The organism is Paramicrobacterium agarici (assembly GCF_002563955.1).
GTDB classification, from domain to species: domain Bacteria; phylum Actinomycetota; class Actinomycetes; order Actinomycetales; family Microbacteriaceae; genus Paramicrobacterium; species Paramicrobacterium agarici.
On sequence record NZ_PDJE01000001.1, the window covers coordinates 2419285 to 2444416 of the forward strand.

The following is a 25132-nucleotide window of genomic DNA, read 5'->3' on the forward strand; positions in this document are numbered from 1 at the left end:
TCCCTCACCGTTTGATTTCGGCGAGCACGTTCGCCACCCGCACGCGAAAGTCCCAAGGAATTCGTTCGGGAAGGCCGTCGATGGGCCACCACCCGACCGCCTCGCTCTCGTCGCTCGCCTGCGGCTCACCGGCGGCGACAGCGGCGAACCCAAGATCCCAGTGACGTCGACAGCGTCCGAACGCCGCCGCCAATTCGTGGCGGTTGAGGTCGACGGGTGCCTCCGACAGCATCCGGATGCTGCCGAGTCCACTCTCTTCGCTCGCTTCACGTTGCGCGGCAGCGGCCACTGAGGTGTCAGCGCGCTCGATGTGCCCGCCGAGCTGCACCCAAAACTGGCCCTTCCTGTGGAAGCACAGCAGCAGTCGATCGAACGATGGCGTGAAGACGAAGCAACTCGCCGTGAGGTGGTCGGGGCCGTGTTCGCGATCGAGTGCAGAGTCGCCCGCTGAGGTCAGGAACTCCAGGTATTCGTGTCGTCGGAACGTCTGTTCAACGGAACGGGGCACCCAGCCCTCAAGGTGTTCCGAGAGCGCGGCGGCTCGCGCGCGCGTCTTCGGAAGGTTCACGCCTCCCAGTATGGCGCACGGCGGCACAGACACCCGACCGAACAGAAGATGGGGACGCTGTTCGGTCAGGTGCTGGCGTTGTGTCTCTCCGCGCGCCGGCGCGCGGACTCGGTCGGCATGCCGAGCTCATTCAGCGGCGATGTGTCACTCGACACAGGCTCGGCCTCGACCGGACAGTTCAGAACCGCGTTGCCGGATGACCGGTCTGTCGAATGCTCCTCCATCGCGTGACCGCAGACCGGGCAGGAATCGTCGGGCTGCAGCTCATAAACGTCGCTGTAGGGTCCGATCGCGGCAGGCCCGATCACAGGAATCAGCTTGTCTTCTACGCGCCGAAAAAACCGATCGTACCTGCCAGCCCCACTGCCGGCTTGCTCTGTAGTGACCATGAGCCCATTTTAGCGTGTTTTGACAAAAAGAACAGCCTTGTGCTAAGCGTCAAGCGACAGCTTCGACATGCGGTCAAGACTCGCATTCCAGCCCGCCACGTGGTCATTGCGCTCTGCCATCGATGTGAAGCCTGATTCACTCACTTCAATGGTCGTCCCGCCCGCAGGGTCTTCAAGAAGTCGGACATCAACCTCGAGCGTGTGCGTGTCGCCCGTCCAGCGCATCGTGAAAGCGAGCTTCTCCCCCGGGACCACGTCGAGAATCTGGCCGCCCACGGATACCTCCGGGGTCAGGACGCGCCACTTCTGCCCGACCTCAGGAACGAATTCGACATCGGTTTCCGACGACGCCTCCCAGAACCACCGTCGAATGTACTCGGGTTCCGTCCACAGACGCCAGACGTCGGAGCGCGGTCGAAGCACGTCGCGAATGACGCCTCCGAGGCGATTCGAATCAGCCTGCTCGATCATGACATTCCTTCCGCTGTCATTTCTCGCCGAAACCGGACTCAATCAACTCTGCCAGTTCTTCGATGGCCGTGCTCGCGTCGGGCCCGTCGGCGGCGAGTTCAGCGTCGCGGCCTTTCACGAGTCCCAGCGACATGATTCCGAGCAGACTCTTCGCGTCGACGCCGTTCACACTGATCCGTGCGTCGAACCCGCTCGCCTTCTTCACGAAATCTGCGGCGGGGCGCGCGTGCAGGCCGTCACGGTTGATGAGGGTCACCGTGCGCGTCACCGGACCGGTCGGTCCATTGGCGCTGCCAGCTTCCGAAGCGCCTGGACCGCTCAGTCCACCGCGGCCGGCATGCTCGGCCGCCGAGATGACCGCCGCAACGTCTCCGCCGGTCTCGGCGGCGACCGCGCCAGCCACTGCCCCCTCGACAACAGGGGCATCGGCCAGCGAAATCCGCGCCCGCTGATCGTCGTTGACGAACTCGAGCGCGGTTTCCGTCGTCAAGACCGCCGATCCCAGATCGCACAGAATAACGACGCCGTCTCCTGAATCCGCTTCACCGATCGCGGCAGTCACCTTGTCGAAGCTCGTTCCGATGCCGTCATCGTCCGTTCCGCCAGCAGCGCGCAGCACCACAGAGGGAGCCATCTGCGCGGCAAGCTCGACCGTGCCCTGAGCGATTTTCGCGCTGTGGGAGACAATCACGATACCGACGGTCATGCGGAGTCCTTCGCTGTGTCCGCAGCAACGCGCAGGACCAGCGCGGTCGACTGCGCGCCTGGATCGCGATGCCCGATCGCGCGCTCTCCCAGATAACTGGCTCGCCCCTTGCGTGCGACGAGAGGTTCGGTCGCAGCGGCTCCCTCTTCAGCGGCCCGTGCAGCCTCAGCAAGCACGCTCGCGACATCGGCACCAGCGTTCGCTGCGTCTGCAGCCGCGTCGACAGCGAGGCTCCATGCATCAACCATGGTCTTATCGCCTACCTCAGCTTTTCCGCGCAGCACGATGCCATCGCGAGCGGCGGTCAGCAGATCTACGATGTCGGCGGGTTCGAGGGAATCCTTACCGCTGACGGCGCCGGCTGCCTTCAGAAATGCCGTGCCGTAAAGCGGGCCCGCAGCGCCGCCGACCGTCGAAATAAGGGTCGAGGCGACAAGCTTCAGGAGGTCGGCGGGGTTCGCGTCGTCTGCAGCATCCGCGATTTTCGACGTTGCCGCCTGGAAGCCACGATCCATGTTCTCGCCGTGGTCACCATCACCGATCTCACGGTCAAGCCGGATCAGCTCCTGACGGTTCTCGGCGATCATGGCAGCACTGCGGTCAAGCCACGACCGCACCCAGGAAGCATCGACAGCCATCGTTCAACTCCTCACTTTCGGTCTCTGACGCTCGACACTCGTCATCGCCCCCAGCGTAGGGCCGGAGTGTGAACGGGAGCATCCCACAGTTCTCGCAGCTCGTCATCGAGACGAAGCACCGAGATCGATGCGCCCTGCATCTCGAGCGACGTCGTCACGTTTCCCACGTGGCTGCGCGCCACCGTGATACCCCGATCGGCGAGCACCTTCGCCGCATGTCGATAGACGATGTAAAGCTCCATCAGCGGTGTCCCGCCCATGCCATTCACAAGCAGCAGCGCGTCTTCTCCCGTCTCGATCGCGAGATCAGACAGAACCGGCTGCATCAGACGGTCGACGATGCGGTCTGCTTCCTCGAGCGCGACCTTCTCACGACCGGGTTCACCGTGGATGCCGATTCCGATCTCGATCTCATCGTCGGCGAGAGCAAAGCTCGGCTCGCCCGCGTGAGGAACAACGCACGGCGTCAGTGCGACGCCCATTGTCCGCACGTTCTCATTCACTCGCCGCGCGATCTCAGCGACCTCCGCAAGCGAATCGCCGCGCTGCGCTGCCGCACCAGCGGCCTTCTCGACGAGGACCGTACCGGCGACGCCGCGGCGTCCAGCGGTGTAGAGAGAATCCTGCACGGCGACATCGTCATTCGTGACCACAGAGGTGACGTCGATTCCCTCCGCCTCGGCAAGATCGGCTGCCGTCTCGAAGTTGAGCACGTCTCCCGTGTAGTTCTTCACGATGTGCAGTACGCCCGCACCGGCATCCACCGCCTTTGTCGCGGCCAGGATCGGATCAGGAGTCGGTGACGTGAATACCGGCCCGGGCACGGCAGCATCCAGCATCCCGAAACCGACGAAGCCGGCATGGAGCGGTTCGTGCCCGCTGCCTCCGCCGCTGACGATGGCGACCTTGCCTGCGACCGGCGCGTCGGCGCGCACGACGAACGTCGGGTCGAACTCCGCGCGAACGAGATCTGAGTGGGCAGCAGCAAACCCTTCGACCGATTGGGCGACGACGTCGTGCGGATCGTTGATGAGCTTCTTCATTGGAACTCTCCTCCAGCGCTGGCTATGCACGGGCCCAGGGAAGGCCCTCCATGTCAACCTACGCTGTTGCCGCGACTTCGGGTAGGTTTTATGCCGACCGGCGTGCAGATGCCGCAACCCACGCGTCGAGCTTTGCCGCCGCGGCACCAGAGTCCACAGCATCCGTGACGACAGCGAGCTGCTCGGCGAACCTGTCGACCATGCGCCGCTCGCTCTGGGCCGGGTCCTCTTCGAGACGATATGACACGAGGCCCGCTGCGGCGTTCAGCAAGACGATGTCGCGAACCGGTCCTCGCTCACCGACGAGCACGCGTCGCAGCACCCCAGCGTTGAACTCCGCGTCGCCACCGAGAAGGTCCTCAATCGAGGCCAGCTCGATCCCCAGGTCTCGCGGATCGAGATCGTGCTCGGTGACTAAGCCTCGAGACACCTCCCAAATGTGCGAGTGCCCTGTCGTTGTCAGTTCGTCCAAGCCATCGTCGCCGCGGAACACAAGCGCCGTCGCTCCCCTGGTCTGGAAGACTCCGACGATGAGCGGAACTCGGTCAAGCTGGGCAACGCCCACCGCAGAAGCCTCAGGCCGGGCCGGGTTGCAGAGCGGCCCGAGGTAGTTGAAGACGGTCGGGATACCGAGTTCGGCACGAACTTTTCCCGCGTGCCGGAATCCGGGATGAAAAGCCGCGGCAAAGGCGAAGGTGATTCCCGCCTCCTCGAGCACCCCGACGACGTCGTCCGGTTTCAGCTGGAGGTCGATACCCAGAGCAGCGAGCACATCGCTCGAGCCCGACTTGCTGCTCGCGGCCTTGTTTCCGTGCTTGATCACCGGAACGCCGGCTGCAGCGATGATGATGGATGCTGTCGAGGAGATGTTGAACGTCCCGTAGCGGTCTCCTCCCGTGCCGACGATATCGAGCGCCATCGGGTCTGCAGGAAGCGGAACCGCCTGAGCGAGAATGGCATCGCGGAATCCGACGATTTCGTCGACGGTCTCGCCTTTCGCCTGGAGCGCGACGGTGAAGGCAGAGATCTGCGCTTCGGTCGCGTCGCCCGTCATGATCTGCTGCATCGCCCACGTGGCCTCCGAGACGCTGAGGTTCTCCTTCGCAAGGAGATGAGTGAGAATCTGCGGCCACGATGTACGTTCAAGCATGTGGCTGATCCTAGCGTCGGCGCTCGTGCGATCCGAACTCGAAGTCAATCTGCAGACGATTTTGAGCGCTGTATAAGCCTGACCAGTAACGTTCGCGGCCCGTCGTGCGAAAAAACCGCACGAATATCGGCCATAATGGAAGCGTGACGAGCACCTCAATGAACTATGCCCCCAGCGCAGCCGCGTTGAAGAGGCCGAACTCCGTGATGGTCGGTACCATCGTGTGGCTCGGCAGCGAAGTCATGTTCTTCGCTGGTCTCTTCGCCATCTACTTCACGCTGCGTTCCACCTCCCCCGTCCTCTGGGAGTCGTCAACGGAGATTCTCAATGTTCCGTTCGCGACCGTGAACACGCTGATCCTCGTATCGTCGTCGTTCACCTGCCAGTTCGGGGTCTTCGCCGCCGAACGCATGCAGTCCCGTGCGACCGGCTGGAAGCCGACGCAGTGGGGCATGGTCGAGTGGTTCTTCCTCACCTATGCACTCGGCGCGATCTTCGTCGGCGGTCAGGTTTGGGAGTACGCGACACTCGTGAGCGAAGGAGTGACATTCTCGTCCAGCGCATACGGTTCAGCGTTCTATCTGACCACCGGTTTCCACGGGCTCCACGTGACGGGCGGGCTCATCGCCTTCCTCTTCGTCATCGGACGCGCGTTCGCCGTCAAGACTTTCGCTCATAAAGAGGCAACGACTGCGATCGTCGTGTCGTACTACTGGCACTTCGTCGATGTCGTCTGGATCGGCCTCTTCCTCGTCATTTACGTTCTTCAATAGATTTCGGAGCAGACAGCACGTATGTCACGTTCAGGTATGGCCAGCGCGGCGAAAACCTCGAAGAAGGGGCGTCGTCACCCTCTCGCCAACGTTGCGCTCATCGCAATCGGCCTCCTCTTCTCGGGGGGCGCGTACGCCGCGTTCAGCTCCGCGACAGCATCCGCTGATGAGTCGACAGCGGCCCCCTCGTCTCAGGAACAGATCGAGACAGGCGAGAAGCTTTTCGCCGCGAACTGCGCAACATGTCACGGCATGAACCTCCAGGGCACAGAAGCAGGTCCGTCGCTCATCGGCGTCGGAGCAGCATCCGTCGACTTCCAGGTTGGAACGGGACGCATGCCCCTGCAGATGCAAGGCCCGCAGGCGCGCGTTAAGCCGAAGCAGTTCACCGAAAGCGACACTGCCGCCCTTGCTGCGTACGTCGCGTCGTACGCTCCCGGCCCTGGCATTCCCGAGGACAAGTACCTCGACGCGCAGGGCGACGCAGCCAACGGGGCAGAGCTGTTCCGCATCAACTGTGCAATGTGCCACAACGTCGCGGGTGCCGGTGGCGCGCTGACAGAGGGCAAGTTCGCCCCGCCGCTCACGGGGGTCTCTGAGAAGCACATCTACGAGGCCATGGTCACGGGCCCGCAGAACATGCCCGTCTTCAACGACGCAAACCTCACCCCTGAAGACAAGCGCGACATCATCACTGCGCTCAAGTACATGGAGAACACCCCGTCTGTCGGAGGATTCGGGCTTGGCTCGCTCGGGCCCGTCTCTGAGGGACTCTTCATCTGGATCTTCGGTCTCGGAAGCATCGTCGCGATCACGGTGTGGATCACCGCAAAATCGAACTAGCACCGGCTGATCTCACACACGAAAACCTGTAAGAAGGAGCAGAATGGCACAGGACGACAACAGCGGCAAGGAACTCGCCGCTGACGATTCGTCAGCCCACATCGCGGCGCCGGGCGCATCCGTCGGCACGGCAGTCGTGGCACCGGATGCGGTGAAAAACCCCGGTCTTCCCCCTCACCGGAAGCGCGTCACCGATCTCGATCCCAAGAAGGAAAAGCGTGCAGCCCGCACGGTGTACACGCTCTTCTACTTGTCGATCGTCGGGAGCGTCTGGGCCGTAGCGGCTTACATGGCCTTCCCTATCACTCCTGGGGACATGGGCTCTGTTCGCCTCAACAACCTGTTCATCGGCCTTGGCATCGCGCTCGCGCTTCTCGCTCTGGGTATCGGCGCGGTGCACTGGGGCAAGGCCCTCATGGCCGACGAAGAAGCCATTGACGAGCGCCACCCGGTGCGCGGATCTGACGAGACGCGCCAAACGGCCGTCGAGATCTTCGACACCGCGAACAAGGAGTCCGGCTTCGGGCGACGGTCGATGATTCGCAACACGCTCATCGGCGCGCTCATCGCCTTTCCCCTTCCCGCAGTTGCGCTGTTCCGCGGTCTCGCACCGGAGGGCAAAGACACAGAGCCCGTCGCGCTTCTGAGCCACACGATGTGGGAAAAGGGTACTCGGCTCACTCGCGACCCTGACGGTGCCCCCATCAAGGCGGCCGACGTGACGTTCGGCTCGGCCTTCCACGTCATCCCCGATGGACTCGCCGACATCGCGCACTCCGACGGAATGCTCGAAGAGAAGGCGAAGGCGATCGTCCTGCTCATGCGCCTGCAGCCCGATCAGCTGCACGAGACCGAAGAACGTAAGTCCTGGTCGTATGACGGGATCGTCGCGTACTCGAAGGTCTGCACGCACGTCGGCTGCCCGGTCGCGCTCTATGAACAGCGCACGCACCACCTGTTGTGCCCGTGCCACCAGTCTCAGTTCGACGTCACGAACCATTGCGCGGTCATCTTCGGGCCGGCAGCACGTCCCCTTCCGCAGCTTCCGATCGCGGTTGACGATGAGGGATACCTCATCGCGCAGAGCGACTTCACCGAGCCTGTCGGACCGAGCTTCTGGGAGCGTCATTGAGTACCACCACAGCAACCACGTCATCTCCTGAGGCGAAGAAGTCCTCTGGCGGATTTACCGCTGCAGCATCTAACTACATCGACGAGCGTACGAGCATCTCGGCGGCCGTCAAAGAGTTCGGGCGCAAGGTCTTTCCCGACCACTGGTCCTTCCTTCTGGGTGAGGTAGCCCTCTACAGCTTCATCGTCATCCTGCTGTCTGGGTCGTTTCTGACGTTCTTCTTCCAAGCTTCCATGGCAGAAGTGCATTACGACGGCTCCTACGTTCCGCTCAAGGGCGTCGAGATGTCAGCGGCCATGGCCTCGACCCTCGACATCTCGTTCGACATTCGCGGCGGTCTGCTGATGCGGCAGATCCACCACTGGGCAGCGTTGCTGTTCGTGGCCTCGATCGGTCTGCACATGCTCCGCATCTTCTTCACCGGAGCGTTCCGCAAGCCACGCGAGCTCAACTGGGTTATCGGCTTCGTCCTCTTCATTCTCGCGATGGCCGAGGGCTTTACGGGCTACTCGCTCCCCGATGACCTGCTCTCAGGAAACGGGCTTCGAATCATCGACGGAATGATCAAGGGACTCCCCCTGATCGGAACGTGGACCTCGTATCTCCTCTTCGGCGGAGAGTTCCCGGGCGACCAGATTGTCGGGCGCCTCTACACGCTGCATATTCTGCTTCTGCCGGCAATCGTGGTGCTGTTCATCGCACTCCACCTGATGTTCGTTGTGATTCACAAGCACACGCAATATCCTGGTCCGGGCAAGACCCAGCGGAATGTCGTCGGGTTCCCCGTCCTCCCCGTGTACGCCGCGAAGGCCGGTGGATTCTTCTTCATCGTCTTCGGCGTCATTGCGCTGATCGGCTCGCTCGTCACGATCAACCCGATCTGGAACTACGGTCCTTACGACCCGTCACCGGTGTCGGCTGGAACGCAGCCCGACTGGTACATCGGCTTCGCCGACGGAGCGTTGCGCCTTGTGCCGCCTCACCTCGAATTCGTCTGGCTGAACCACACCTGGTCGTTCAACATCATCCTTCCGGTACTGGTACTCGGACTGTTCATTGTCCTCGTGCTCGTCTACCCCTTCATCGAGGCGTGGATCACGGGAGATAAGCGTGAGCACCACCTGCTCGACCGCCCGCGCAACGCTCCGACGCGCACGGCGATCGGTGCAGCCGGCGTCACCTTCTATGCAGCGCTCTGGGCGGCTGCGAGTTCCGACCTCATCGCGACACATTTCCAGGTCACAATGGAAGGAGTGATCCACTCACTCCAAGCGATGCTGGTGCTTGGTCCGTTTGTCGCCTACTTCATCACGAAGCGCATCTGCATCGCACTCCAGAAGAAGGATCGCGAGATCGCGCTGCACGGCTACGAGTCCGGTCGCATTGTCCGCCTCCCCGGGGGTGAGTACATCGAGGTGCACCAGCCCGTCGACGAGTACGAGCGTTGGAAGCTTGTAAGCCAGGACAGCTACAAGCCGCTCATGATTCGCCCGAACTCGCGCGGCAAGATCACCACGGCTCAGCGACTCCGGGCCGGTCTGTCACGCTGGTTCTTCGAGGACCGCATCGCTCCGGTCACGCAGACCGAGATCGAGCGCTCACACGACCACCACTGATCGCAGAATCTGAAGGCCCCTGTCACGCGAAATCGTGACAGGGGCCTTCAGCCGTTAAGCGACCGGTGGCACGGCTTGGCCGTTCCCGTCTTCGACGCCGAGTGGCTCGCTCATTGCCGAGTGAGAAACGGCGACTACCGCGACAGGTCCATTCAGAACGAAGCCCATAACGCCTGCAGGACTAACGGCGCGTCCTGTTCTGCCACTCCCCCTTTCCAGGCCCTCCTTCTGCCGCTGACCGGCGGCGCGTCCGATCCGGTCGGAAGGCCGTCATGGGCCCGGGACACGTCCGAGAATCATGAGCACTCGGGCCTCATCGAACTCACGAGGTCGTTCCTGCGTGCCCGGGACACAGCGCCCGCAGTGAAGGTCAGGCCGCACCTACAGTGCAACGGGCGCGGACGGACCCATATCGCTTCCTGAGCAGCAACGCCGCCTCACGCCGACGAATAGCCTCAATTTCGTAGCGCGCCGTGCCACAGCCGCGCGCTTACACTGACATTCGCAAAGCGAGCACGGAGACCCATCGCGTCCGCCGACACGCAAAGACACGCAAACAGTGTGCCGCCGCTTCAGCAGCAGCATGGCCGGCCTCGCGGCCTCGGTACACACGAAAACGCTGGGCGGCATTCTTCCGAGAAGATTGCCGCCCAGCGTTTGCCGTGCGTGCGCGATTAGCGCGCGAAGTATCCCCTGTAGTACTCGTAGACCCATCCGACGAGTGCGACGACCACGAGAGGCGCACCGATGAAGGCGATCCAGAACCCGACAGCAAGCCCGAGGATCACGAGCCCCGCTGCACCCGCGAGAAGAATCGGCCACCAGCTCCACGGACTGAAGTGTCCGAGCTCCGGGTCACCATCGTCGATGTTCGCGTCGGGACGGTCCTCCGGAAGAACGCCGCCCTGACTCCGGTGGACAAGCCCGAGATAGAACGCGATCAGACCGCTGAGTACAGCAACGAGTCCGAGAGCCGTCGTGCCCGCCCAGTCAACCTGTCCGAAGCGCGGGTCCATGAGTCCCCACGAGCCGTAGATTGTCGCCACAATGGCGAAGAAAACGCAGATGATCCAGAAGATTCGAATATTCGCGACCATAGGTCAGTTTGCCTTTCCTTCTGCATCCGGCGTGCTGGCCGGCGCCGCATTCACGGCTGCCTGGGTGGTCGGCATCACGGTCTCCGGGTGGTTCAGATCGAATGCGGGACGCTCGGAGCGGATCCGCGGAATCGATGTGAAGTTGTGTCGCGGTGGCGGGCAGCTCGTCGCCCACTCGAGAGACGCACCATATCCCCACGGGTCGTCGACGGTCACCTTGGGTGCACGACGAGCCGTGATGTACACATTCAAGAAGAACGGGATCATCGATACCGCCAGGATCATCGCACCAGCCGTCGAGAGCTGGTTCATCCAGGTGAACCCGTCGTCCGGTGAGTACGTTGCGTACCGTCGCGGCATTCCCATGACGCCAAGCCAGTGCTGCACGAGGAACGTCGTGTGGAAGCCAATGAACAGCAGCCAGAAGTGCCAGTAGCCGAGGCGCTCGTTCAGGAGCTTGCCTGTCCACTTGGGCCACCAGAAATAGAAGCCCGAGAACATCGCGAACACGACGGTTCCGAAGACGACGTAGTGGAAGTGCGCGACAACGAAGTACGTGTCAGAGACATGGAAGTCGAGAGGCGGCGACGCGAGGATCACGCCCGTGAGCCCGCCGAACGTGAACGTGATCAGGAACCCGATCGCCCACAGCATCGGCGTCTCGAATGTTATCGACCCGCGCCACATCGTTCCGATCCAGTTGAAGATCTTCACGCCCGTTGGCACGGCAATGAGCATTGTCATCAATGAGAAGAACGGCAGCAGCACCGAGCCTGTGACGTACATGTGGTGGGCCCACACGGTAACCGACAGCGCGGCGATCGAAATAGTCGCGTAGACCAGGGTCTTGTAGCCGAAGATCGGTTTCCGGCTGAAGACAGGGAAGACCTCAGACACAATGCCGAAGAACGGCAGAGCGATGATGTAGACCTCGGGATGCCCGAAGAACCAGAAAAGGTGCTGCCAGAGAATCACTCCGCCATTCGCCGGGTTGAAGATCTGGGCATCGAACACACGATCGGCGGCAAGGCCGAACAGCGCCGCAGCCAGCACGGGGAAAGCCATCAGGACCAGCAGCGAGGTGATGAGAACGTTCCACGTGAAGATCGCCATGCGGAACATGGTCATTCCCGGGGCACGCATGGTGATGATCGTCGTGATGAAGTTGACGGCACCCAGAATGGTCCCGAATCCTGACATCCCGAGCCCGAGCACCCACAAGTTGCCCCCGGCGCCCGGGGAGAACGTGGTACTCGACAACGGTGTGTAGGCGAACCATCCGAATGCTGCGGCACCCTGCGGGGTGAGGAACCCCGCCACAGCAATCAGGCTTCCGAAGAAGTACAGCCAGAAGGCGAACGCGTTCAGGCGCGGAAAGGCGACATCCGGCGCGCCGATCTGCAACGGCATCAGAACGTTCGCGAACCCGGCGAAGAGCGGCGTCGCAAACATGAGGAGCATGATCGTGCCGTGCATCGTGAACAGCTGGTTGTACTGCTCCTTCGTCGGAACGAGCTCAAGCCCCGGTTCAAACAGCTGGGCGCGGATGATCAGAGCCATCACTCCGCCGATGCAGAAGAACAGGAACGAACCGATCAGGTACATGTACCCAATCGTCTTGTGGTCAGTCGAAGTGATCCACTTGACAAGGATGTTTCCCTTGTGCTCAACCTTCGACTGGTTGACCACCTTTGCCTGCCCCTCGGGCAGGTCCGTCACGGTCGTCAACGGTCTACTCTCCCTCTTCCCTCTTGTCCACCGACGACTTCTCGTCGTCGGGCATGTTCTTGTTGCGGTCGTATTCCGCACCGTAGTCGCCGACCTGGCCCTTTGCCGCGAGGTCCGCGAGGTGAGCGTCGTACTCGGCCTGCGACACAACCTTCACGTTGAAGAGCATCATCGAGTGATACTCGCCGCAGAGCTCGGCGCACTTTCCGGCGTACGTGCCTTCACGCTGTGTTTCGAATGACATGTAATTGGTCTTGCCCGGATACATGTCCTTCTTGTAGAGGAAGTCGATAACCCAGAAGGAATGCGCAACGTCGCGGGAGTTGAGCGCAATCTTGATCTTCGAATCGACCGGGAGGTACAGCGTCGGAAGCTTCTCCTGGTCGATCGAACCATCTTCGGCCTCATCAGCCTGAACTCCCGCGCTCCACACTTGCTGGCCGTCAACAGCATTGTCATAGACGAAGTCCCAGGCCCACTGCTTGGCATAGACCTCGATGACCGCGTCGGCTTCCTCGTCGGTGTACTGAGTCTCGATCGCTGTCTGATCACGCGCCGTGAAGGCGAACAGGCCGATGACGAGGATGAGCGGCACGATCGTGTAGAAGATCTCGATCGGCATGTTGTAGCGCAGCTGGGGTGGCAGACCCGTCTGCCCCTTGCGACGGCGGTACACGACGATCGCCCAGATGATGAGACCCCACGTGAGAAGACCGACTCCCATCAGGATGATCCATGAGGATGTCCACAAGGAGGCGACCCTGTCGGTGTGGTTGGTCACCGGCTCTTCTCCCTCAATGAAGCCGGGGAGATAACCGTGAAGCTCAGCTTGCGTGCAACCCGCCAGCATCACTGCGAGAGCGATGCCGATCGGCAGGGCAGCCCAGCGGAGTCGTCTATTCGAGCGCACCTGGGACCTTTCGAAGACACTGGTAATTCTCAGCCCAGTCTAGCCCGAATGTGAGGCGCATGCGTCACCGACGACGCCGAGCATCGCGCAATATTCTCGCAAACTCGCCCTCACGATAGAGAAAGGACGGGGCAGGCGTGAGGTACGCCTGCCCCGTCCTGACGGGTCCCGAACGGGTCAGCTGAAGCTATCGCCGCACGCGCAGCTTCCCTGCGCGTTGGGGTTGTCAATCGTGAAGCCCTGCTTCTGAATCGTGTCTTCGAAATCGATAACAGCGCCATCGAGATACGGAACGCTCATCTTGTCGACGATGACTTCTACTCCGCTGAAGTCGACGGTCTCGTCTCCGTCAAGCAGACGCTCGTCGAAGTAGAGCTGATAAATCAAGCCAGAGCAGCCGCCCGGTTGCACCGCAACCCGCAGACGAAGGTCATCTCGTCCTTCTTGGTCAAGAAGGCTCTTCACCTTTGACGACGCGTTCTCGGTGAGCTCGACACCATGCGCCTTCGTGGGGTTCTGAGTGGTCAGCGTGTCGCTCATGACTCTCCTCGTGATATGTGTGGCCCAGCTGGGGTATCTTCAGCCATCGTACTCGCCTTCGTCGCGAATATGTCGAGACTCATTCACTCGGACCGTTGAGCTTCGAAAGCAAGAGCGCCTCGGTGAGGATCGCGCGGCGGAACACCCCGAGATGCAGTGACTCGTTAGGGCTATGCGCTCGGGTGTCGGGATCCTCGACACCCGTAATAAGGATTTCTGCATCGGGGAATGTCGAGACGAGGTCAGCCACGAACGGGATCGATCCGCCGATCCCCGTTGAGACGGGCTCGTGCCCCCACCCTTCGCGCATCGACTCGAGCGCTGTCGCGACGATGGGCCCGGAGGCGTCGACCAGAAACGGGCTGCCCGTATCGATATCGTCGATCGTAATCTCAGCCCCGAACGGAACATTCTCATTGAGATGGTCGCGAAGAGCCCCGAATGCTTCGTCTGCTGATTGGCCAGGCGCGATGCGCGCACTCACGCGCGCATAGACGTGCGGCAGTAGCGTGTTCGACGCGCTCGCAACGGCAGGCACATCCATTCCCGTGACCGTGATCGCGGGTTTGTTCCAGAGCCGGCTCAGGATGCTGCCGCTGCCGATCGGCGTCGTCGATGGTCTTAGCCCTGCGTCTGCTCGAAGCTGGTCATCGTCGAACTGCGGCGTCTCGGAATCTCGACTCGTCACGCCAGCGACGGCAACGGAGCCGTCTTCGTTCCACAAGGTGTTCAGAAGCCGGATCGCCGCCATCATCGCGTCGGGCACCGCGCCGCCGAACATGCCCGAGTGCGACGCATGGTCGAGTGTTCGGACCCCCAGGCGGAATGTGACGTTCCCGCGCAAACTCACCGTCAAGGCAGGCACCTCGGCCGTCCAGTTGTCTGAATCAGCGACGACGATTGCGTCCGCCGCGAGACGATCTCGATACTGATCGAGGAACGCTGCGAAAGAGCGAGACCCGAACTCTTCCTCCCCCTCGATGAAGAGCGCGACGCCGAGGTCAAAATCGTCGCCATAAGCGGCGACCAACGATCGGATCGCCGCGATATGAGTCATCACGCCTGCTTTGTCGTCCGCAGCTCCGCGCCCATAGAGGCGGTCGCCCTTTACCACGGGCTCAAACGGTGCGGTCTCCCAGTCTTCGTCACGCCCCGGAGGCTGAACGTCGTGATGCGCGTAAAGCAGAATCGTGGGCTTGCCGTTCTTTGCCTCGCGGCGCGCGAGGACCGCGGGCTGGCCAAGCTCGCTCGAGCCAGACATTGGTGCGCGTGCGACTTCCACGGTGTCGAAAAGGCCCGTGGACCGAGCCAGGTCAGCGACCGCCTCGGCGCTTCGATGCACGTGCGCGGGGTCGAACGCTGACCAGGAGACCGACGGAATGCGCACGAGCGCGCTCAAGTCTGCGATCGTCTCTGGCATGCTCTCGTGTACGAGCCGTGCCAGATCATCACCGTTGTCTGGAACATTCTCTCGGGATTCAGTCATGCAGGTAATCTTAAGAGCACGCCAACGACCGAGGATCACGTGACCAAGAAGACTTCAGACGAAACACCCGAAACCGTCGAGAACGATACCGCCGTCTCCCCCGCCGGCAAGAAGGGCGCCCCCACCCCAAAACGCAGCGACCAAGTCGCTGCTAATAAGCGCCCGCTCGTGCCGAACGACCGCAAAGAGGCGCGTCAGCGAGCACGAGCGCAGATGGCCGAGCAGCGCGAGCGTGCGCGTGTCGGTATGGCGAATGGCGACGAGCGCTACCTTCCCGAGCGCGACCGCGGGCCGCAGAAGCGCTACATTCGCGACTGGATCGACTCGCGAACGAGCTTGAGCGAATTCATGCTCCCGTTCATGTTTCTCGTCATCGTCGCCACGTTCATTCCGATCCCGCAGATCCAGGTGTACGGCATGTTCGCCCTCTGGATCTTCTTCTTCATCATGGTGATCGAGTGCATCTTCGCCGGCATCCGCATTCGCAAGAGCCTGCGCGAGAAATTTGGCGAAACCCGCGTTGAACGAGGTGTTCGCTGGTACGCAGCCATGCGCATGATCCAGATGCGCAAGCTCCGTCTTCCGAAGCCGCAGGTTGCGCGCGGAGAACAGATCCGCTGAACGCCGTCAGCTTCCGCTCTGGAGCGCTGCAAGCTCGCGATTGATCTTGCGCGCCCAAAGCGGTCCCTCGTAGATGAACCCGCTGTACCCCTGAACGAGCGTTGCGCCTGCAGCCAGTCGCTCCGCGACATCGTGCGCGGACTCAACGCCGCCCACCGAGATGACGCACATCTCTGCGGGAACGGCGGCTCGGATCACGCGCAGAACCTCAAGCGCTCGTGTGGACAGCGGAGCTCCTGACAGACCGCCCTCTCCTGCGGCCTCGACAGTCGCAGAGTCGGTGGCGAGTCCATCGCGAGACAACGTCGTATTCGTTGCGACAATGCCGGCGAGCTCCGTGCGAACGACAAGCTCGCAAATCCTCGTGACCTCATCGTCGGTCAAATCGGGAGCGATCTTCACGAGCAATGGCGTCGCACCCGCCTCTGCGTTGAGCCGCGTCAGCAAAGGCTCAAGGCGATCAAGCTCCTGCAGGCCGCGGAGCCCCGGAGTATTGGGAGACGAAACGTTCACGACGAGATAGTCGGCGAGTCGCGCGACCATTCGACAGCTTGCCACGTAGTCATCGATCGCGTCAGCAACATCGACGACCCGGCTCTTTCCGATGTTGACGCCGATGATAGGACGCGAGCGATATCGGTGAGCGCGGGCGAGTCGTGGCGCGGCGTCGGCTGCTCCCCTGTTGTTGAATCCCATACGATTCACAATCGCGCGGTCCGGTATGAGACGGAACAGCCGCGGCCTCGGATTACCGGGCTGCGAGCGTGCGGTCACCGTTCCGACTTCGACGTGCCCGAACCCGAGCCGGCCAAGCCCTGCGATTGCCTCAGCGTTCTTATCGAACCCTGCCGCGACTCCGAACGGGGAGGCGAAGCTCAGACCGAGAGCCTCGACTCGTAGCGACGGGTCGGGGCGGGTGAACCGCTCTACAAGCGGACCGATGCCCACACGCGGAAACAAGCGAATCGCCCAGAATGCCAGATGGTGAGCATCTTCGGGGTCAAGCTTCGACAGGAACAGCGTGAAAAGCGTTCGGTACATCCAGCCAGATTTTCTGCCCCGCTGGGCTGCGTTCCCGTCTCCGGTCACTGATCGGCTTCTTCCGACGAAGGCGCGGCGAGCTCCGCATGCTCATCCCTCAGGGCCGCAATCGATTCCTCGAAGTCCTCGAGAGAGTCGAATGCCTGATAGACGCTCGCGAATCGCAAGTAAGCAACTTCGTCGAGCTCCCGCAGCGGAGTGAGAATCGCGAGCCCGATGTCGTTCGCCTCGATCTGTGATGTTCCCGTCTGCCTGATCGCCTCTTCGACGCGCTGGGCGAGTACGGCGAGGTCTGAGTCCGTCACGGGGCGCCCCTGGCACGCTTTGCGCACTCCTGCGACGACCTTGTCTCTGCTGAATGACTCGACGACGCCGCTGCGCTTGATCACGTTGAGGCTTGAGGTCTCGGTCGTGCTGAAACGCCGGCCGCACTCTGGACACTGGCGACGGCGACGAATCGACAGCCCATCGTCACTTGTACGCGAATCGATAACGCGCGAATCGGGGTGGCGGCAGAACGGACAGTGCATAGTCTCCCAAACTCCCTTTCGGGATCAATTCACGCGTTGAATCGCTCAGTCACGGCCTCGCCGTGTGCCGGCAGCTGCTCAGACATCGCCAGAGCGACGATCGGTTCTGCAATCGATGCGAGTGCCGCCTTATCGTATTCGATAACCTGCTGCGGACGCAGGAACGTGAACGCTCCGAGGCCCGAGCTGAAGCGAGCCTGGCCGCCCGTTGGCAGCACATGGTTCGACCCAGCCAGGTAGTCTCCGAGACTCACCGGCGAATACGGCCCAAGGAAGATAGCGCCAGCCGACGTAATGTGCTCGAGAGTCCCGTGGGGGTCGTGCGTGTGGATCTCCAAGTGCTCAGGACCGTAGGCGTTGCTCAGCTCAGCGGCTGTCACGGTGTCGGACACCAGGACGATGGCGGACTGCGGACCCGCCAGCGCCGCGCGGACGCGGTCCGCGTTCGCCGTTTGCGGCACGAGTCTCTCAAGGTGTCCCGTCACCTCGTGCGCGAGCCGCGGCGAATCAGTGACGAGAACGGATGCTGCAGCCTCGTCGTGCTCCGCCTGGCTGATAAGGTCCGCAGCGACGAGCCGCGCATCTGCCGTCCCGTCGGCGATCACGAGAATCTCTGTTGTTCCTGCTTCGGCATCGATGCCGACACGCCCGTGCACGATGCGCTTCGCAGCCGTCACGTAGATGTTCCCCGGTCCCGTGACGACATCCACAGGCGCGAGCTCGAGGTCGGGTACTCCATGTGCAAACGCACCGATAGCGCCCGCGCCGCCCATCGCGTAGATCTCTGAGATCCCGAGAAGACCCGCTGCCCCGAGGATCGTCGGATGCACTCCCCCGTCGAATTCCCGCTGCGGTGGTGACGCGATCGCGATCGAGGCAACCCCGGCCACCTGCGCCGGAACGACGTTCATGATCACACTTGACGGGTACACGGCCTTGCCGCCGGGCACATAGAGGCCGACGCGCTCCACAGGCTGCCAGCGCTGCAGAATAGAGGCTCCGTGTCCCATCTCCGTGCGCCTTTGCGGAGGAACCTGCGCTTCCGTCGCCCGGCGCACCCGGTCGATGGCCTCCGTCAGCGCGTCGCGCACGGACGGCTCCAGGTGGCGAACGGCACGGTCGATCTCATGCTGTTCCACGCGGACGGAGCGCGGGCGCACGTTGTCGAAGCGCTCGGCCTGATCAGCAAGCGCTCGCGCGCCAGACGAGGTCACCTCATCGATCAGCCCCTGTGCCGCGTGGATGGCGGCCGAAACATCGACGGTGGGACGCGGGAGTGCGCGCACGAGTTCAGCGGCGCTGAGTTCGCGAGAACGCAGATCGATAGTGTTGATCATGTCGTGATTATCTTAGCGGTCGCGCAGGTCAGCCTCGCATCAGTCCCTCAACGTCTTCGAGAACGCCGACACGGCCGTCGTCGTGCCTGATCAGCAGCGAGTCTCCGCGATCGTCAACCGCGAGCGCCCACGCGCCAGGTCCGATATCAAACACGTGGGCTCGAGTCTGTTCGTCGACGACGGGTCGCGGCCGCGGGGACCACACCCAGAACATCGACGAGGTTCGCGACGTCGCGCCATTGACATGTCCTGAGGCGCTCACCGGCGCGGTCGTGGGCTGCGAGCCGTCGGGTTTGCCAGCGTCGGACCCAGCGCTTCCTTGAGACGCCGTGTCCGGTCGTGGCCCTGTGGCGTCGGCGTCCGACGGTGCGCTCTCCGCAGCGAAATCGGGCGTGGCGATGTCGTGCTGAGGCTCTGCAGCAGGCGTTGCGTGTTCCAGCGGCGCCGCGGGACCGGACGCAGGCACGTGAGCCGTGCCACCCTCGGACCCTTGCGGGCGTGCGTACGGGCTTGTGGCGACCGAGGGATCCCCGTACGCGCCAGGCGCAGAGGCAGCATTCGACACGGCGTGCTGGTGAGGATCCTGCGTATAGGGTGCCGGCTGCTGTGCGTAGCCGCCCGGAGCCGCGTGGGGCGCGCCCTGCCCGTAACCGGGGGCAGGCGTTGGGCGCGCCGCTCTGACGACGGGTTTCACGGGCCGCGCCATGACATGGGCGTTAATCGCCTCACGACCGCGAAAGTCAGTCGCGAACGGCGGAATGAGCGGACCGAATGTCGTCAGCGCCACCAGAATCAGAGAGAACACGATTCCGAGAACCGGCCCAAAGCTCAAGGATGCCGAGAAGAGTCCGAAGCCGCTGCCGACCGCAGCGCCGATGCTGAGCACGATGAGCGTGAGCCCGAGGTACGTCGCTGCCGCCACGATGGCGACGACCGATGCGAACTGGTCGACCGACAGCGAACCGACGCGGAGCGTCGGCGTCGGTGCGAGGCGACGGATGAGTATGAGCACGGCGGCGGCGAGCGGCAGCAGAACCCCCGGAATCGCCAACGGCCAGACCGGATTCCAGAGGTTGGAACCGGTGCCGATGTTTCCCGACATCATGGGAAGGAAAGACGAAATGACCAGAAGGAAGACGGTGACAAAGATGATCAGCTCACGGAGCGTGAACCGTCCGACGCTGATGCCCTCGGATTCCTGCCATCGCGGTGCTGGCTGATTCGGCGGCATCGCATATCCCTGCGGGCGCTGCGGGGAGCCGTACTGCGATGCGGGCGCAGATGGCGCGTGCTGCCCTGCGCCGGCCGGTGGCTGCGGTGTACTCCATCCCTGGGGCGGCTGCTGATTCGTCATGGCGTGAATCTCCACATCATCGTATTGGACAGCGGGGCCATACTAGCCGAGACAGTTCGGTCCGAGGAGCGACTTCAGTTCACCGAACAAGTCGGCCGTGACGGCGACCGGGTAGGGCACTTCGAAAACGCGAGCGATGTCCCCGCGCAGCAGTCGAAGGCGGACTTCGTTATCTCCCCTGTGGCGACCGAGAATCTCCGCAAGCTCGGTGACGGCTTCTGTCGTCGCGCGCTGCTCTGGCATATTGAGCACAAGCGGACCGGCCGGTCCGTCCTGCTGCAGATCGGGACTGAAAATCGAGTACGCGTGAAGGTTCATACCGTCGTCGCGCATGCTGACGCGACCCCGAACCACGACGATCGTGTCACTCTGCAGCGTGTGCTGGTACTCCTGGTACGCCTTCCCCATGAACATGACGGTCATCTCGCTGCCGAAGTCTTCGACCGTGATCATGCCGTATGCGTTGCCTGACGTCTTTGCCACTCGGTGCTGCACGCTGGTGAGCAGGCCCGCGATCGTCACGGTATCGCCGTCTTGCGTGTGCTCGGACGTCGTCAGATCGGTGATCGTCGTACTCGCCAGCTTGGCCAGCTGCACTTCGAGTCCCGCGAGCGGGTGGTCCGAAACGTAGAGGCCGAGCATCTCTCTCTCGAACGCGAGCTTGTCCCGCTTTGACCATTCGGGTCTCTCGGGAACCTGAGTCTCAACCGCTTCACCGACCTCGGCGAAGAGACTGTCGAAGTCGAACCCGACCTGACCTGTCGCCTCCATGCGCTTGTCGCGAACGGCGGAATCGACAGCATCCTCATGAATCTCGACGAGTGCACGTCGCGATGACTTCATTTCGTCGAAGGCGCCCGCCTTGATGAGCGATTCGACGGTGCGCTTATTCGTGACGTGCGCGGGGACCTTGCGCAGAAAGTCGTGGAAGTTCTCGAATTTTCCATCTTTCTCGCGTGCGGCCACAATGCCGTCGACGACGTTGCCCCCCACGTTGCGGACGGCACCGAGTCCGAAGCGGATGTCTTCGCCGACCGCGGCGAAGAAGTTGATCGATTCGTTGACTTCGGGAGGAAGCACGCGAATGCCCATGCGCCGGCATTCGTTCAGGTACATCGCCAGCTTGTCGCGCGAGTCGCCGACACTCGTCAGCAGGGCTGCCATGTACTCGGCGGGATAGTGCGCCTTGAGGTAGGCCGTCCAGTACGCAATGACGCCGTATGCCGCCGAGTGCGCTTTGTTGAACGCATAGTCGGAGAACGGCAGAAGAATATCCCACAACGCCTTGATGGCGCCCTCGGAGTAGCCGCGCTCGGTCATGCCGCCGCTGAATCCGACGTACTGCTTGTCGAGCTCCGACTTCTTCTTCTTGCCCATCGCGCGCCGAAGAATATCTGCTTGGCCCAGCGAGAAGCCCGCGACTTTCTGCGCGATCGCCATGACCTGCTCTTGATAGATGATCAGGCCGTACGTCGTGTCGAGGATGTCGGCGAGAGGCTCCTCGAGCTCGGGGTGGATGGGCGTGATCTTCTGCAGGCCGTTCTTGCGCAGCGCGTAGTTCGTGTGGGAGTCGGCGCCCATTGGTCCGGGACGGTACAGCGCGATCACGGCGGAGACGTCCTCGAAGTTGTCTGGCTTCATGAGGCGCAGGAGGCTGCGCATGGGGCCGCCATCAAGCTGGAAGACACCGAGTGTATCTCCGCGCGCCAGCAGATCGTACGACGGGCGGTCATCGAGCCCGAGCGTTTCAAGGTCGAGCGTCTCGCTGCGGTTCGTCTCGATGTTCGCGAGAGCGTCGGAGATGACCGTGAGGTTGCGCAACCCCAGGAAGTCCATCTTGATCAGTCCGAGGGACTCGCACGATGGGTAGTCGAATTGCGTGACGATCTGCCCGTCTTGCTCGCGTTTCATCACGGGGATGATGTCGAGAAGAGGGTCGCTCGACATGATCACGCCTGCAGCGTGAACGCCCCACTGCCGCTTGAGGTTCTCGATGCCCAGTGCAGTGTCGAAGACATTCCTCGCATCTGGATCGGTCTCGACAACGGAGCGAATATCGGAGGCCTCGCGATAGCGCGGATGCTCTTTGTCGAAGATTCCCGTGAGCGGGATGTCCTTGCCCATGACGGGCGGCGGCATGGCCTTTGTGAGCTTCTCCCCCATTCCGAACGGGTAGCCGAGAACCCGTGCAGAGTCCTTGAGCGCCTGCTTCGCCTTAATGGTGCCGTACGTGACGATCTGCGACACGCGCTCGTCGCCGTACTTCTCTGTCACGTACTTGATGACCTCGCCGCGACGACGGTCGTCGAAGTCGACATCGAAGTCGGGCATCGACACCCGGTCCGGGTTGAGGAAGCGCTCGAAGATCAGGCCGTGCTCAAGCGGATCGAGATCGGTGATGCGCATCGCGTATGCCGCCATCGACCCTGCTCCGGAGCCGCGACCGGGACCGACCCGGATGCCGTTGTCCTTCGACCAGTTGATGAAGTCGGCGACGACGAGGAAGTACCCGGGGAACCCCATTTGCGAGATGACGCCGATCTCGTAGTCGGCACGTTCCCGCACGGCATCCGGGACCCCACCCGGGTAGCGGTAGTCGAGCCCCTTATCGATCTCCTTCACGAACCACGACTGCTCGCTCTCGCCCTCCGGAACGGGGAAGCGCGGCATGTAGTTCGCCGTCGTGTCGAAATTGACGTTGCAGCGTTCGGCGATCTCGAGCGTGTTGTCGCAGGCGTCCGGGTGGTCTCGAAACAGTAGACGCATCTCTTCGGCCGATTTGAGATAGAACTCATCGGCGTCGAATTTAAACCTGTTCGGGTCGTCGAGCGTCGCACCTGACTGCACGCACAGCAGCGCCGAGTGGCTTTTCGCATCGGATGCGTGCGTGTAGTGCAGATCGTTTGTCGCGACAAGCTTCAGACCGAGATCCTTCGCCAAATCGAGAAGCTCTGTAGCCACACGCTTCTCGATGCCGATGCCGTGATCCATGAGCTCGCAGTAATAGTTCTCGTACCCGAAGATGTCGCGGAACTCTGCGGCTGCCTCTCGCGCCTCTTTGTATTGCCCGAGTCGCAGCCTGGTCTGCACTTCGCCGCTGGGGCATCCTGTCGTCGCGATGATCCCCTTGGAGTACTGCGACAGCAGTTCACGATCCATGCGGGGCTTGAAGTAGTAGCCCTCGATCGATGCGCGGGACGAGAGGCGGAACAGGTTGTGCATGCCCTCTGTCGTCTCGGCGAGCATCGTCATGTGCGTGTACGCGCCCGATCCCGAGACGTCGTCGCCACCGCCGTTTCCCCAGCGCACCCTCGTGCGATCGCTGCGGTGAGTTCTCGGCGTGATGTACGCCTCTGTGCCGATGATGGGCTTGATTCCCGCTGAGGTGGCAGTGCTCCAGAAGTCGAACGCGCCGAACATGTTTCCGTGGTCGGTCACGGCGAGGGCGGGCATCTGCTGATCGGCCGCTGCCTTGACGACCTCGTTGATGCGCGCTGCACCGTCGAGCATCGAGAACTCGCTGTGAACGTGCAGATGGACGAACGAGTCAGTTGAGGACACCATTACTCCGAGTGACGACGACGGTACGCTTCCAGACTAGTCGCGGGCGAGGACATCGAGCGCGTGCTGCAGGTCGGGAGCGTAGGGCGCCGAGAACGAGGTCCACTCCCCCGTTGCCGGGTGAGCAAAAGACAGTCGAACGGCCTGCAGCCATTGCCGCGTGAGCCCGAGCCGCTCCGAAAGCGTCGGATCGGCCCCGTAGAGCGGGTCGCCGACGCAGGGATGCTTGACGGCGGCCATGTGCACGCGAATCTGATGAGTTCGACCGGTCTCGAGCCGCACCTCGAGCAGACTCGCGTACGGGAATGCCTCGAGTGTCTCGTAGTGGGTGACCGAGGGCTTGCCGTCGCTCGTCACGGCGAACTTCCAATCGTGTTTCGGGTGACGCCCGATGGCAGCGTCGATCGTTCCGGTGAAAGGGTCTGGATGCCCCTGGACGACCGCGTTGTAGATCTTCTCGACCTCACGGTCGTGAAATGCGCGTTTGAGCGCGGTGTAGGCGCGCTCGGTTTTCGCGACGACCATCAGGCCGCTCGTGCCGACGTCGAGCCGATGCACGATGCCCGCGCGTTCGGCCTGTCCGGACGTCGCGATTGTGTAGCCCGCCGCGGCAAGAGCGCCGAGCACCGTGGGCCCCGTCCAGCCGACCGAGGGGTGTGCGGCCACCCCCGTCGGCTTGTCGACGACGACGATGTCGTCATCGTCGTGCACGATTGCGAGGTCGTCGACCGCGATGGCCTCGATCACGGGCTCGTGGCGTGGCGTCCATGACACCGTGAGCCAGCCGTTTGCGCGGAGCCGATCGGATTTCTGCAGCCTCCGCCCATCGAGCTCCACGCCGCCGGCGTCGATGACCTCAGCGGCGAATGAACGCGAGAATCCGAGGAGCTTCGCGATTCCGGCATCCGCTCTCACACCCTCGAGGCCGTCCGGCACCGGAAGACTGCGGGATTCCATCAACTGCCCTTCTGCGGGTTCGGGCTCTCGGGGGTGCTGTCACCGTCCTCGACGCGCTGATCGGCGACCACGCCGTCGTGAGCACCGTCATCCGCCGCATTCGCCGACTCTGCGCTCTCGTCTGGCTTAGGCTGGCGCTTTCCATCAAGTCCAACGCCCAAGAGAGTGAGCACGATGAACAGCGCCATCGCCACGCAGATCCCAATGTCTGCAACGTTGTAGATCGCGGGCATCATCCAGGGCGTTGAGATGAAGTCGACGACATGCCCGAGGCCGAATGACGGCTCGCGGAACAGGCGATCGAGAAGGTTGCCGAAGACACCGCCCAGCAGGAGGCCGAACACAAGACCCCAGCGCACGGAGCGGATGCGGCGAGCCATGACGATGATCGCGACGACGACGCCGGTCGCGAGAATCGAGAAGATCCACGTCGCGCCGCTCGCGAGCGAGAATGCGGCCCCGGGATTGCGCACGAAGACGAACTGCAGCACATCCCCGATGACAGGGATGCGCTCGTTCTCGTGCATGTTTGTGACGACGAGGTGCTTGGTGAGCTGGTCAAGGCCCACCCACAGCACAGCCACGGTCGCGAGGACGCTGAGTGCCCTGACCGTGGCTGTGCGTGAAGGTGATTCGGGCAA

General features: G+C 62.6%; 24 protein-coding genes. 5 read left to right on the forward strand and 19 right to left on the reverse strand.

Annotation, left to right across the window (positions count from 1 at the left end; all coding sequences use genetic code 11):
- Window positions 1-4 precede the first annotated feature (4 nt).
- From ATJ78_RS11840 to trpD, 7 genes are all read right to left on the reverse strand, one after another.
- Window positions 5-568 (reverse strand): NUDIX hydrolase, encoded by a 564-nt coding sequence (locus tag ATJ78_RS11840; protein ID WP_169923450.1) that lies wholly within the window; start codon window positions 566-568, stop codon window positions 5-7.
- Between the two features lie 65 nt (window positions 569-633).
- Entirely contained in the window at window positions 634-957 is a 324-nt protein-coding gene (locus ATJ78_RS11845) for a hypothetical protein (RefSeq protein ID WP_098408090.1), read from the reverse strand.
- Between the two features lie 42 nt (window positions 958-999).
- Window positions 1000-1428 (reverse strand): SRPBCC family protein, encoded by a 429-nt coding sequence (locus tag ATJ78_RS11850; RefSeq protein WP_098408093.1) that lies wholly within the window; start codon window positions 1426-1428, stop codon window positions 1000-1002.
- Window positions 1429-1444: 16 nt separating this feature from the next.
- Window positions 1445-2134 (reverse strand): dihydroxyacetone kinase phosphoryl donor subunit DhaM, encoded by a 690-nt coding sequence (gene dhaM, locus ATJ78_RS11855; RefSeq protein WP_098408099.1) that lies wholly within the window; start codon window positions 2132-2134, stop codon window positions 1445-1447.
- Window positions 2131-2772, reverse strand: a complete 642-nt coding sequence (gene dhaL / locus ATJ78_RS11860; RefSeq protein ID WP_098408104.1) for a dihydroxyacetone kinase subunit DhaL — start codon at window positions 2770-2772, stop codon at window positions 2131-2133. The genes dhaM and dhaL overlap by 4 nt, the downstream gene beginning before the upstream one ends.
- A 41-nt stretch (window positions 2773-2813) precedes the next feature.
- Window positions 2814-3815, reverse strand: a complete 1002-nt coding sequence (gene dhaK, locus ATJ78_RS11865) for a dihydroxyacetone kinase subunit DhaK (RefSeq protein WP_098408108.1) — start codon at window positions 3813-3815, stop codon at window positions 2814-2816.
- Between the two features lie 88 nt (window positions 3816-3903).
- Window positions 3904-4965: an anthranilate phosphoribosyltransferase gene (gene trpD / locus ATJ78_RS11870; protein ID WP_098408110.1), complete on the reverse strand. Its 1062-nt coding sequence runs from the start codon at window positions 4963-4965 to the stop codon at window positions 3904-3906.
- A 158-nt stretch (window positions 4966-5123) separates the two neighbouring features.
- Here trpD and ctaE point away from each other — a divergent pair, with 158 nt between their 5' ends.
- The 4 genes from ctaE to qcrB are packed head-to-tail and all read left to right on the forward strand — an operon-like array spanning window position 5124 to window position 9329.
- Window positions 5124-5738 (forward strand): aa3-type cytochrome oxidase subunit III, encoded by a 615-nt coding sequence (ctaE, locus tag ATJ78_RS11875; protein WP_098408113.1) that lies wholly within the window; start codon window positions 5124-5126, stop codon window positions 5736-5738.
- Between the two features lie 36 nt (window positions 5739-5774).
- Window positions 5775-6581 (forward strand): cytochrome bc1 complex diheme cytochrome c subunit, encoded by an 807-nt coding sequence (qcrC, locus tag ATJ78_RS11880; RefSeq protein WP_098408118.1) that lies wholly within the window; start codon window positions 5775-5777, stop codon window positions 6579-6581.
- A 43-nt stretch (window positions 6582-6624) separates the two neighbouring features.
- Window positions 6625-7713, forward strand: coding sequence for a cytochrome bc1 complex Rieske iron-sulfur subunit (gene qcrA, locus ATJ78_RS11885; RefSeq protein WP_098408122.1), 1089 nt, complete (start codon window positions 6625-6627; stop codon window positions 7711-7713).
- Window positions 7710-9329, forward strand: a complete 1620-nt coding sequence (gene qcrB, locus ATJ78_RS11890) for a cytochrome bc1 complex cytochrome b subunit (RefSeq protein ID WP_098408125.1) — start codon at window positions 7710-7712, stop codon at window positions 9327-9329. The genes qcrA and qcrB overlap by 4 nt, the downstream gene beginning before the upstream one ends.
- Before the next feature lie 674 nt (window positions 9330-10003).
- Here qcrB and ATJ78_RS11895 read toward each other — a convergent pair.
- The 5 genes from ATJ78_RS11895 to ATJ78_RS11915 all read right to left on the reverse strand — a co-directional run bounded on the left by ATJ78_RS11895 (window position 10004) and on the right by ATJ78_RS11915 (window position 15090).
- On the reverse strand, window positions 10004-10426 hold the full coding sequence (locus ATJ78_RS11895) for a cytochrome c oxidase subunit 4 (RefSeq protein WP_098408129.1): 423 nt from the start codon (window positions 10424-10426) through the stop codon (window positions 10004-10006).
- A 3-nt stretch (window positions 10427-10429) separates the two neighbouring features.
- Window positions 10430-12154 carry an aa3-type cytochrome oxidase subunit I gene (gene ctaD / locus ATJ78_RS11900; RefSeq protein WP_098408133.1) on the reverse strand — a complete coding sequence of 575 codons (1725 nt, stop codon included), beginning with the start codon at window positions 12152-12154 and terminating at the stop codon, window positions 10430-10432.
- A 4-nt stretch (window positions 12155-12158) separates the two neighbouring features.
- Window positions 12159-13064, reverse strand: coding sequence for an aa3-type cytochrome oxidase subunit II (ctaC, locus tag ATJ78_RS11905; RefSeq protein WP_098408140.1), 906 nt, complete (start codon window positions 13062-13064; stop codon window positions 12159-12161).
- Between the two features lie 177 nt (window positions 13065-13241).
- Window positions 13242-13604, reverse strand: coding sequence for an iron-sulfur cluster insertion protein ErpA (erpA, locus tag ATJ78_RS11910; protein ID WP_098408144.1), 363 nt, complete (start codon window positions 13602-13604; stop codon window positions 13242-13244).
- A gap of 79 nt (window positions 13605-13683) precedes the next feature.
- Window positions 13684-15090: a dipeptidase gene (locus tag ATJ78_RS11915; RefSeq protein WP_098408146.1), complete on the reverse strand. Its 1407-nt coding sequence runs from the start codon at window positions 15088-15090 to the stop codon at window positions 13684-13686.
- Window positions 15091-15129: 39 nt separating this feature from the next.
- On the opposite strand from ATJ78_RS11915, the gene ATJ78_RS11920 reads away from it, so the two are divergent.
- Window positions 15130-15711, forward strand: coding sequence for a DUF3043 domain-containing protein (locus ATJ78_RS11920; RefSeq protein WP_098408150.1), 582 nt, complete (start codon window positions 15130-15132; stop codon window positions 15709-15711).
- A gap of 6 nt (window positions 15712-15717) precedes the next feature.
- Here the strand turns inward: ATJ78_RS11920 and ATJ78_RS11925 are convergent, their stop codons facing one another.
- The 7 genes from ATJ78_RS11925 to lspA are packed head-to-tail and all read right to left on the reverse strand — an operon-like array spanning window position 15718 to window position 25132.
- Window positions 15718-16752: a quinone-dependent dihydroorotate dehydrogenase gene (locus tag ATJ78_RS11925; RefSeq protein WP_098408154.1), complete on the reverse strand. Its 1035-nt coding sequence runs from the start codon at window positions 16750-16752 to the stop codon at window positions 15718-15720.
- Between the two features lie 44 nt (window positions 16753-16796).
- Window positions 16797-17282 (reverse strand): transcriptional regulator NrdR, encoded by a 486-nt coding sequence (gene nrdR, locus ATJ78_RS11930; RefSeq protein ID WP_098408172.1) that lies wholly within the window; start codon window positions 17280-17282, stop codon window positions 16797-16799.
- 29 nt (window positions 17283-17311) lie between these two features.
- Entirely contained in the window at window positions 17312-18619 is a 1308-nt protein-coding gene (gene hisD / locus ATJ78_RS11935; protein ID WP_098408175.1) for a histidinol dehydrogenase, read from the reverse strand.
- 28 nt (window positions 18620-18647) lie between these two features.
- Window positions 18648-19973: a hypothetical protein gene (locus ATJ78_RS11940; protein ID WP_143741416.1), complete on the reverse strand. Its 1326-nt coding sequence runs from the start codon at window positions 19971-19973 to the stop codon at window positions 18648-18650.
- Between the two features lie 42 nt (window positions 19974-20015).
- Window positions 20016-23537 (reverse strand): DNA polymerase III subunit alpha, encoded by a 3522-nt coding sequence (gene dnaE, locus ATJ78_RS11945; protein ID WP_098408179.1) that lies wholly within the window; start codon window positions 23535-23537, stop codon window positions 20016-20018.
- Between the two features lie 33 nt (window positions 23538-23570).
- Window positions 23571-24491, reverse strand: coding sequence for an RluA family pseudouridine synthase (locus ATJ78_RS11950; RefSeq protein WP_098408184.1), 921 nt, complete (start codon window positions 24489-24491; stop codon window positions 23571-23573).
- Complete coding sequence (gene lspA, locus ATJ78_RS11955) at window positions 24491-25132, reverse strand: signal peptidase II (protein ID WP_098408200.1); 642 nt, start codon at window positions 25130-25132, stop codon at window positions 24491-24493. The genes ATJ78_RS11950 and lspA overlap by 1 nt, the downstream gene beginning before the upstream one ends.

Bases quoted from the DNA above. Each gene is read 5' to 3' on its own strand.
- ATJ78_RS11845 (WP_098408090.1), bottom strand. From the start codon at position 957: ATGGTCACTACAGAGCAAGCCGGCAGTGGGGCTGGCAGGTACGATCGG.
- ATJ78_RS11850 (WP_098408093.1), bottom strand. From the start codon at position 1,428: ATGATCGAGCAGGCTGATTCGAATCGCCTCGGAGGCGTCATTCGCGAC.
- dhaM (WP_098408099.1), bottom strand. From the start codon at position 2,134: ATGACCGTCGGTATCGTGATTGTCTCCCACAGCGCGAAAATCGCTCAG.
- dhaL (WP_098408104.1), bottom strand. From the start codon at position 2,772: ATGGCTGTCGATGCTTCCTGGGTGCGGTCGTGGCTTGACCGCAGTGCT.
- dhaK (WP_098408108.1), bottom strand. From the start codon at position 3,815: ATGAAGAAGCTCATCAACGATCCGCACGACGTCGTCGCCCAATCGGTC.
- trpD (WP_098408110.1), bottom strand. From the start codon at position 4,965: ATGCTTGAACGTACATCGTGGCCGCAGATTCTCACTCATCTCCTTGCG.
- ctaE (WP_098408113.1), top strand. From the start codon at position 5,124: ATGAACTATGCCCCCAGCGCAGCCGCGTTGAAGAGGCCGAACTCCGTG.
- qcrC (WP_098408118.1), top strand. From the start codon at position 5,775: ATGGCCAGCGCGGCGAAAACCTCGAAGAAGGGGCGTCGTCACCCTCTC.
- qcrA (WP_098408122.1), top strand. From the start codon at position 6,625: ATGGCACAGGACGACAACAGCGGCAAGGAACTCGCCGCTGACGATTCG.
- ATJ78_RS11895 (WP_098408129.1), bottom strand. From the start codon at position 10,426: ATGGTCGCGAATATTCGAATCTTCTGGATCATCTGCGTTTTCTTCGCC.
- erpA (WP_098408144.1), bottom strand. From the start codon at position 13,604: ATGAGCGACACGCTGACCACTCAGAACCCCACGAAGGCGCATGGTGTC.
- ATJ78_RS11915 (WP_098408146.1), bottom strand. From the start codon at position 15,090: ATGACTGAATCCCGAGAGAATGTTCCAGACAACGGTGATGATCTGGCA.
- ATJ78_RS11925 (WP_098408154.1), bottom strand. From the start codon at position 16,752: ATGTACCGAACGCTTTTCACGCTGTTCCTGTCGAAGCTTGACCCCGAA.
- nrdR (WP_098408172.1), bottom strand. From the start codon at position 17,282: ATGCACTGTCCGTTCTGCCGCCACCCCGATTCGCGCGTTATCGATTCG.
- hisD (WP_098408175.1), bottom strand. From the start codon at position 18,619: ATGATCAACACTATCGATCTGCGTTCTCGCGAACTCAGCGCCGCTGAA.
- ATJ78_RS11940 (WP_143741416.1), bottom strand. From the start codon at position 19,973: ATGACGAATCAGCAGCCGCCCCAGGGATGGAGTACACCGCAGCCACCG.
- dnaE (WP_098408179.1), bottom strand. From the start codon at position 23,537: ATGGTGTCCTCAACTGACTCGTTCGTCCATCTGCACGTTCACAGCGAG.
- ATJ78_RS11950 (WP_098408184.1), bottom strand. From the start codon at position 24,491: ATGGAATCCCGCAGTCTTCCGGTGCCGGACGGCCTCGAGGGTGTGAGA.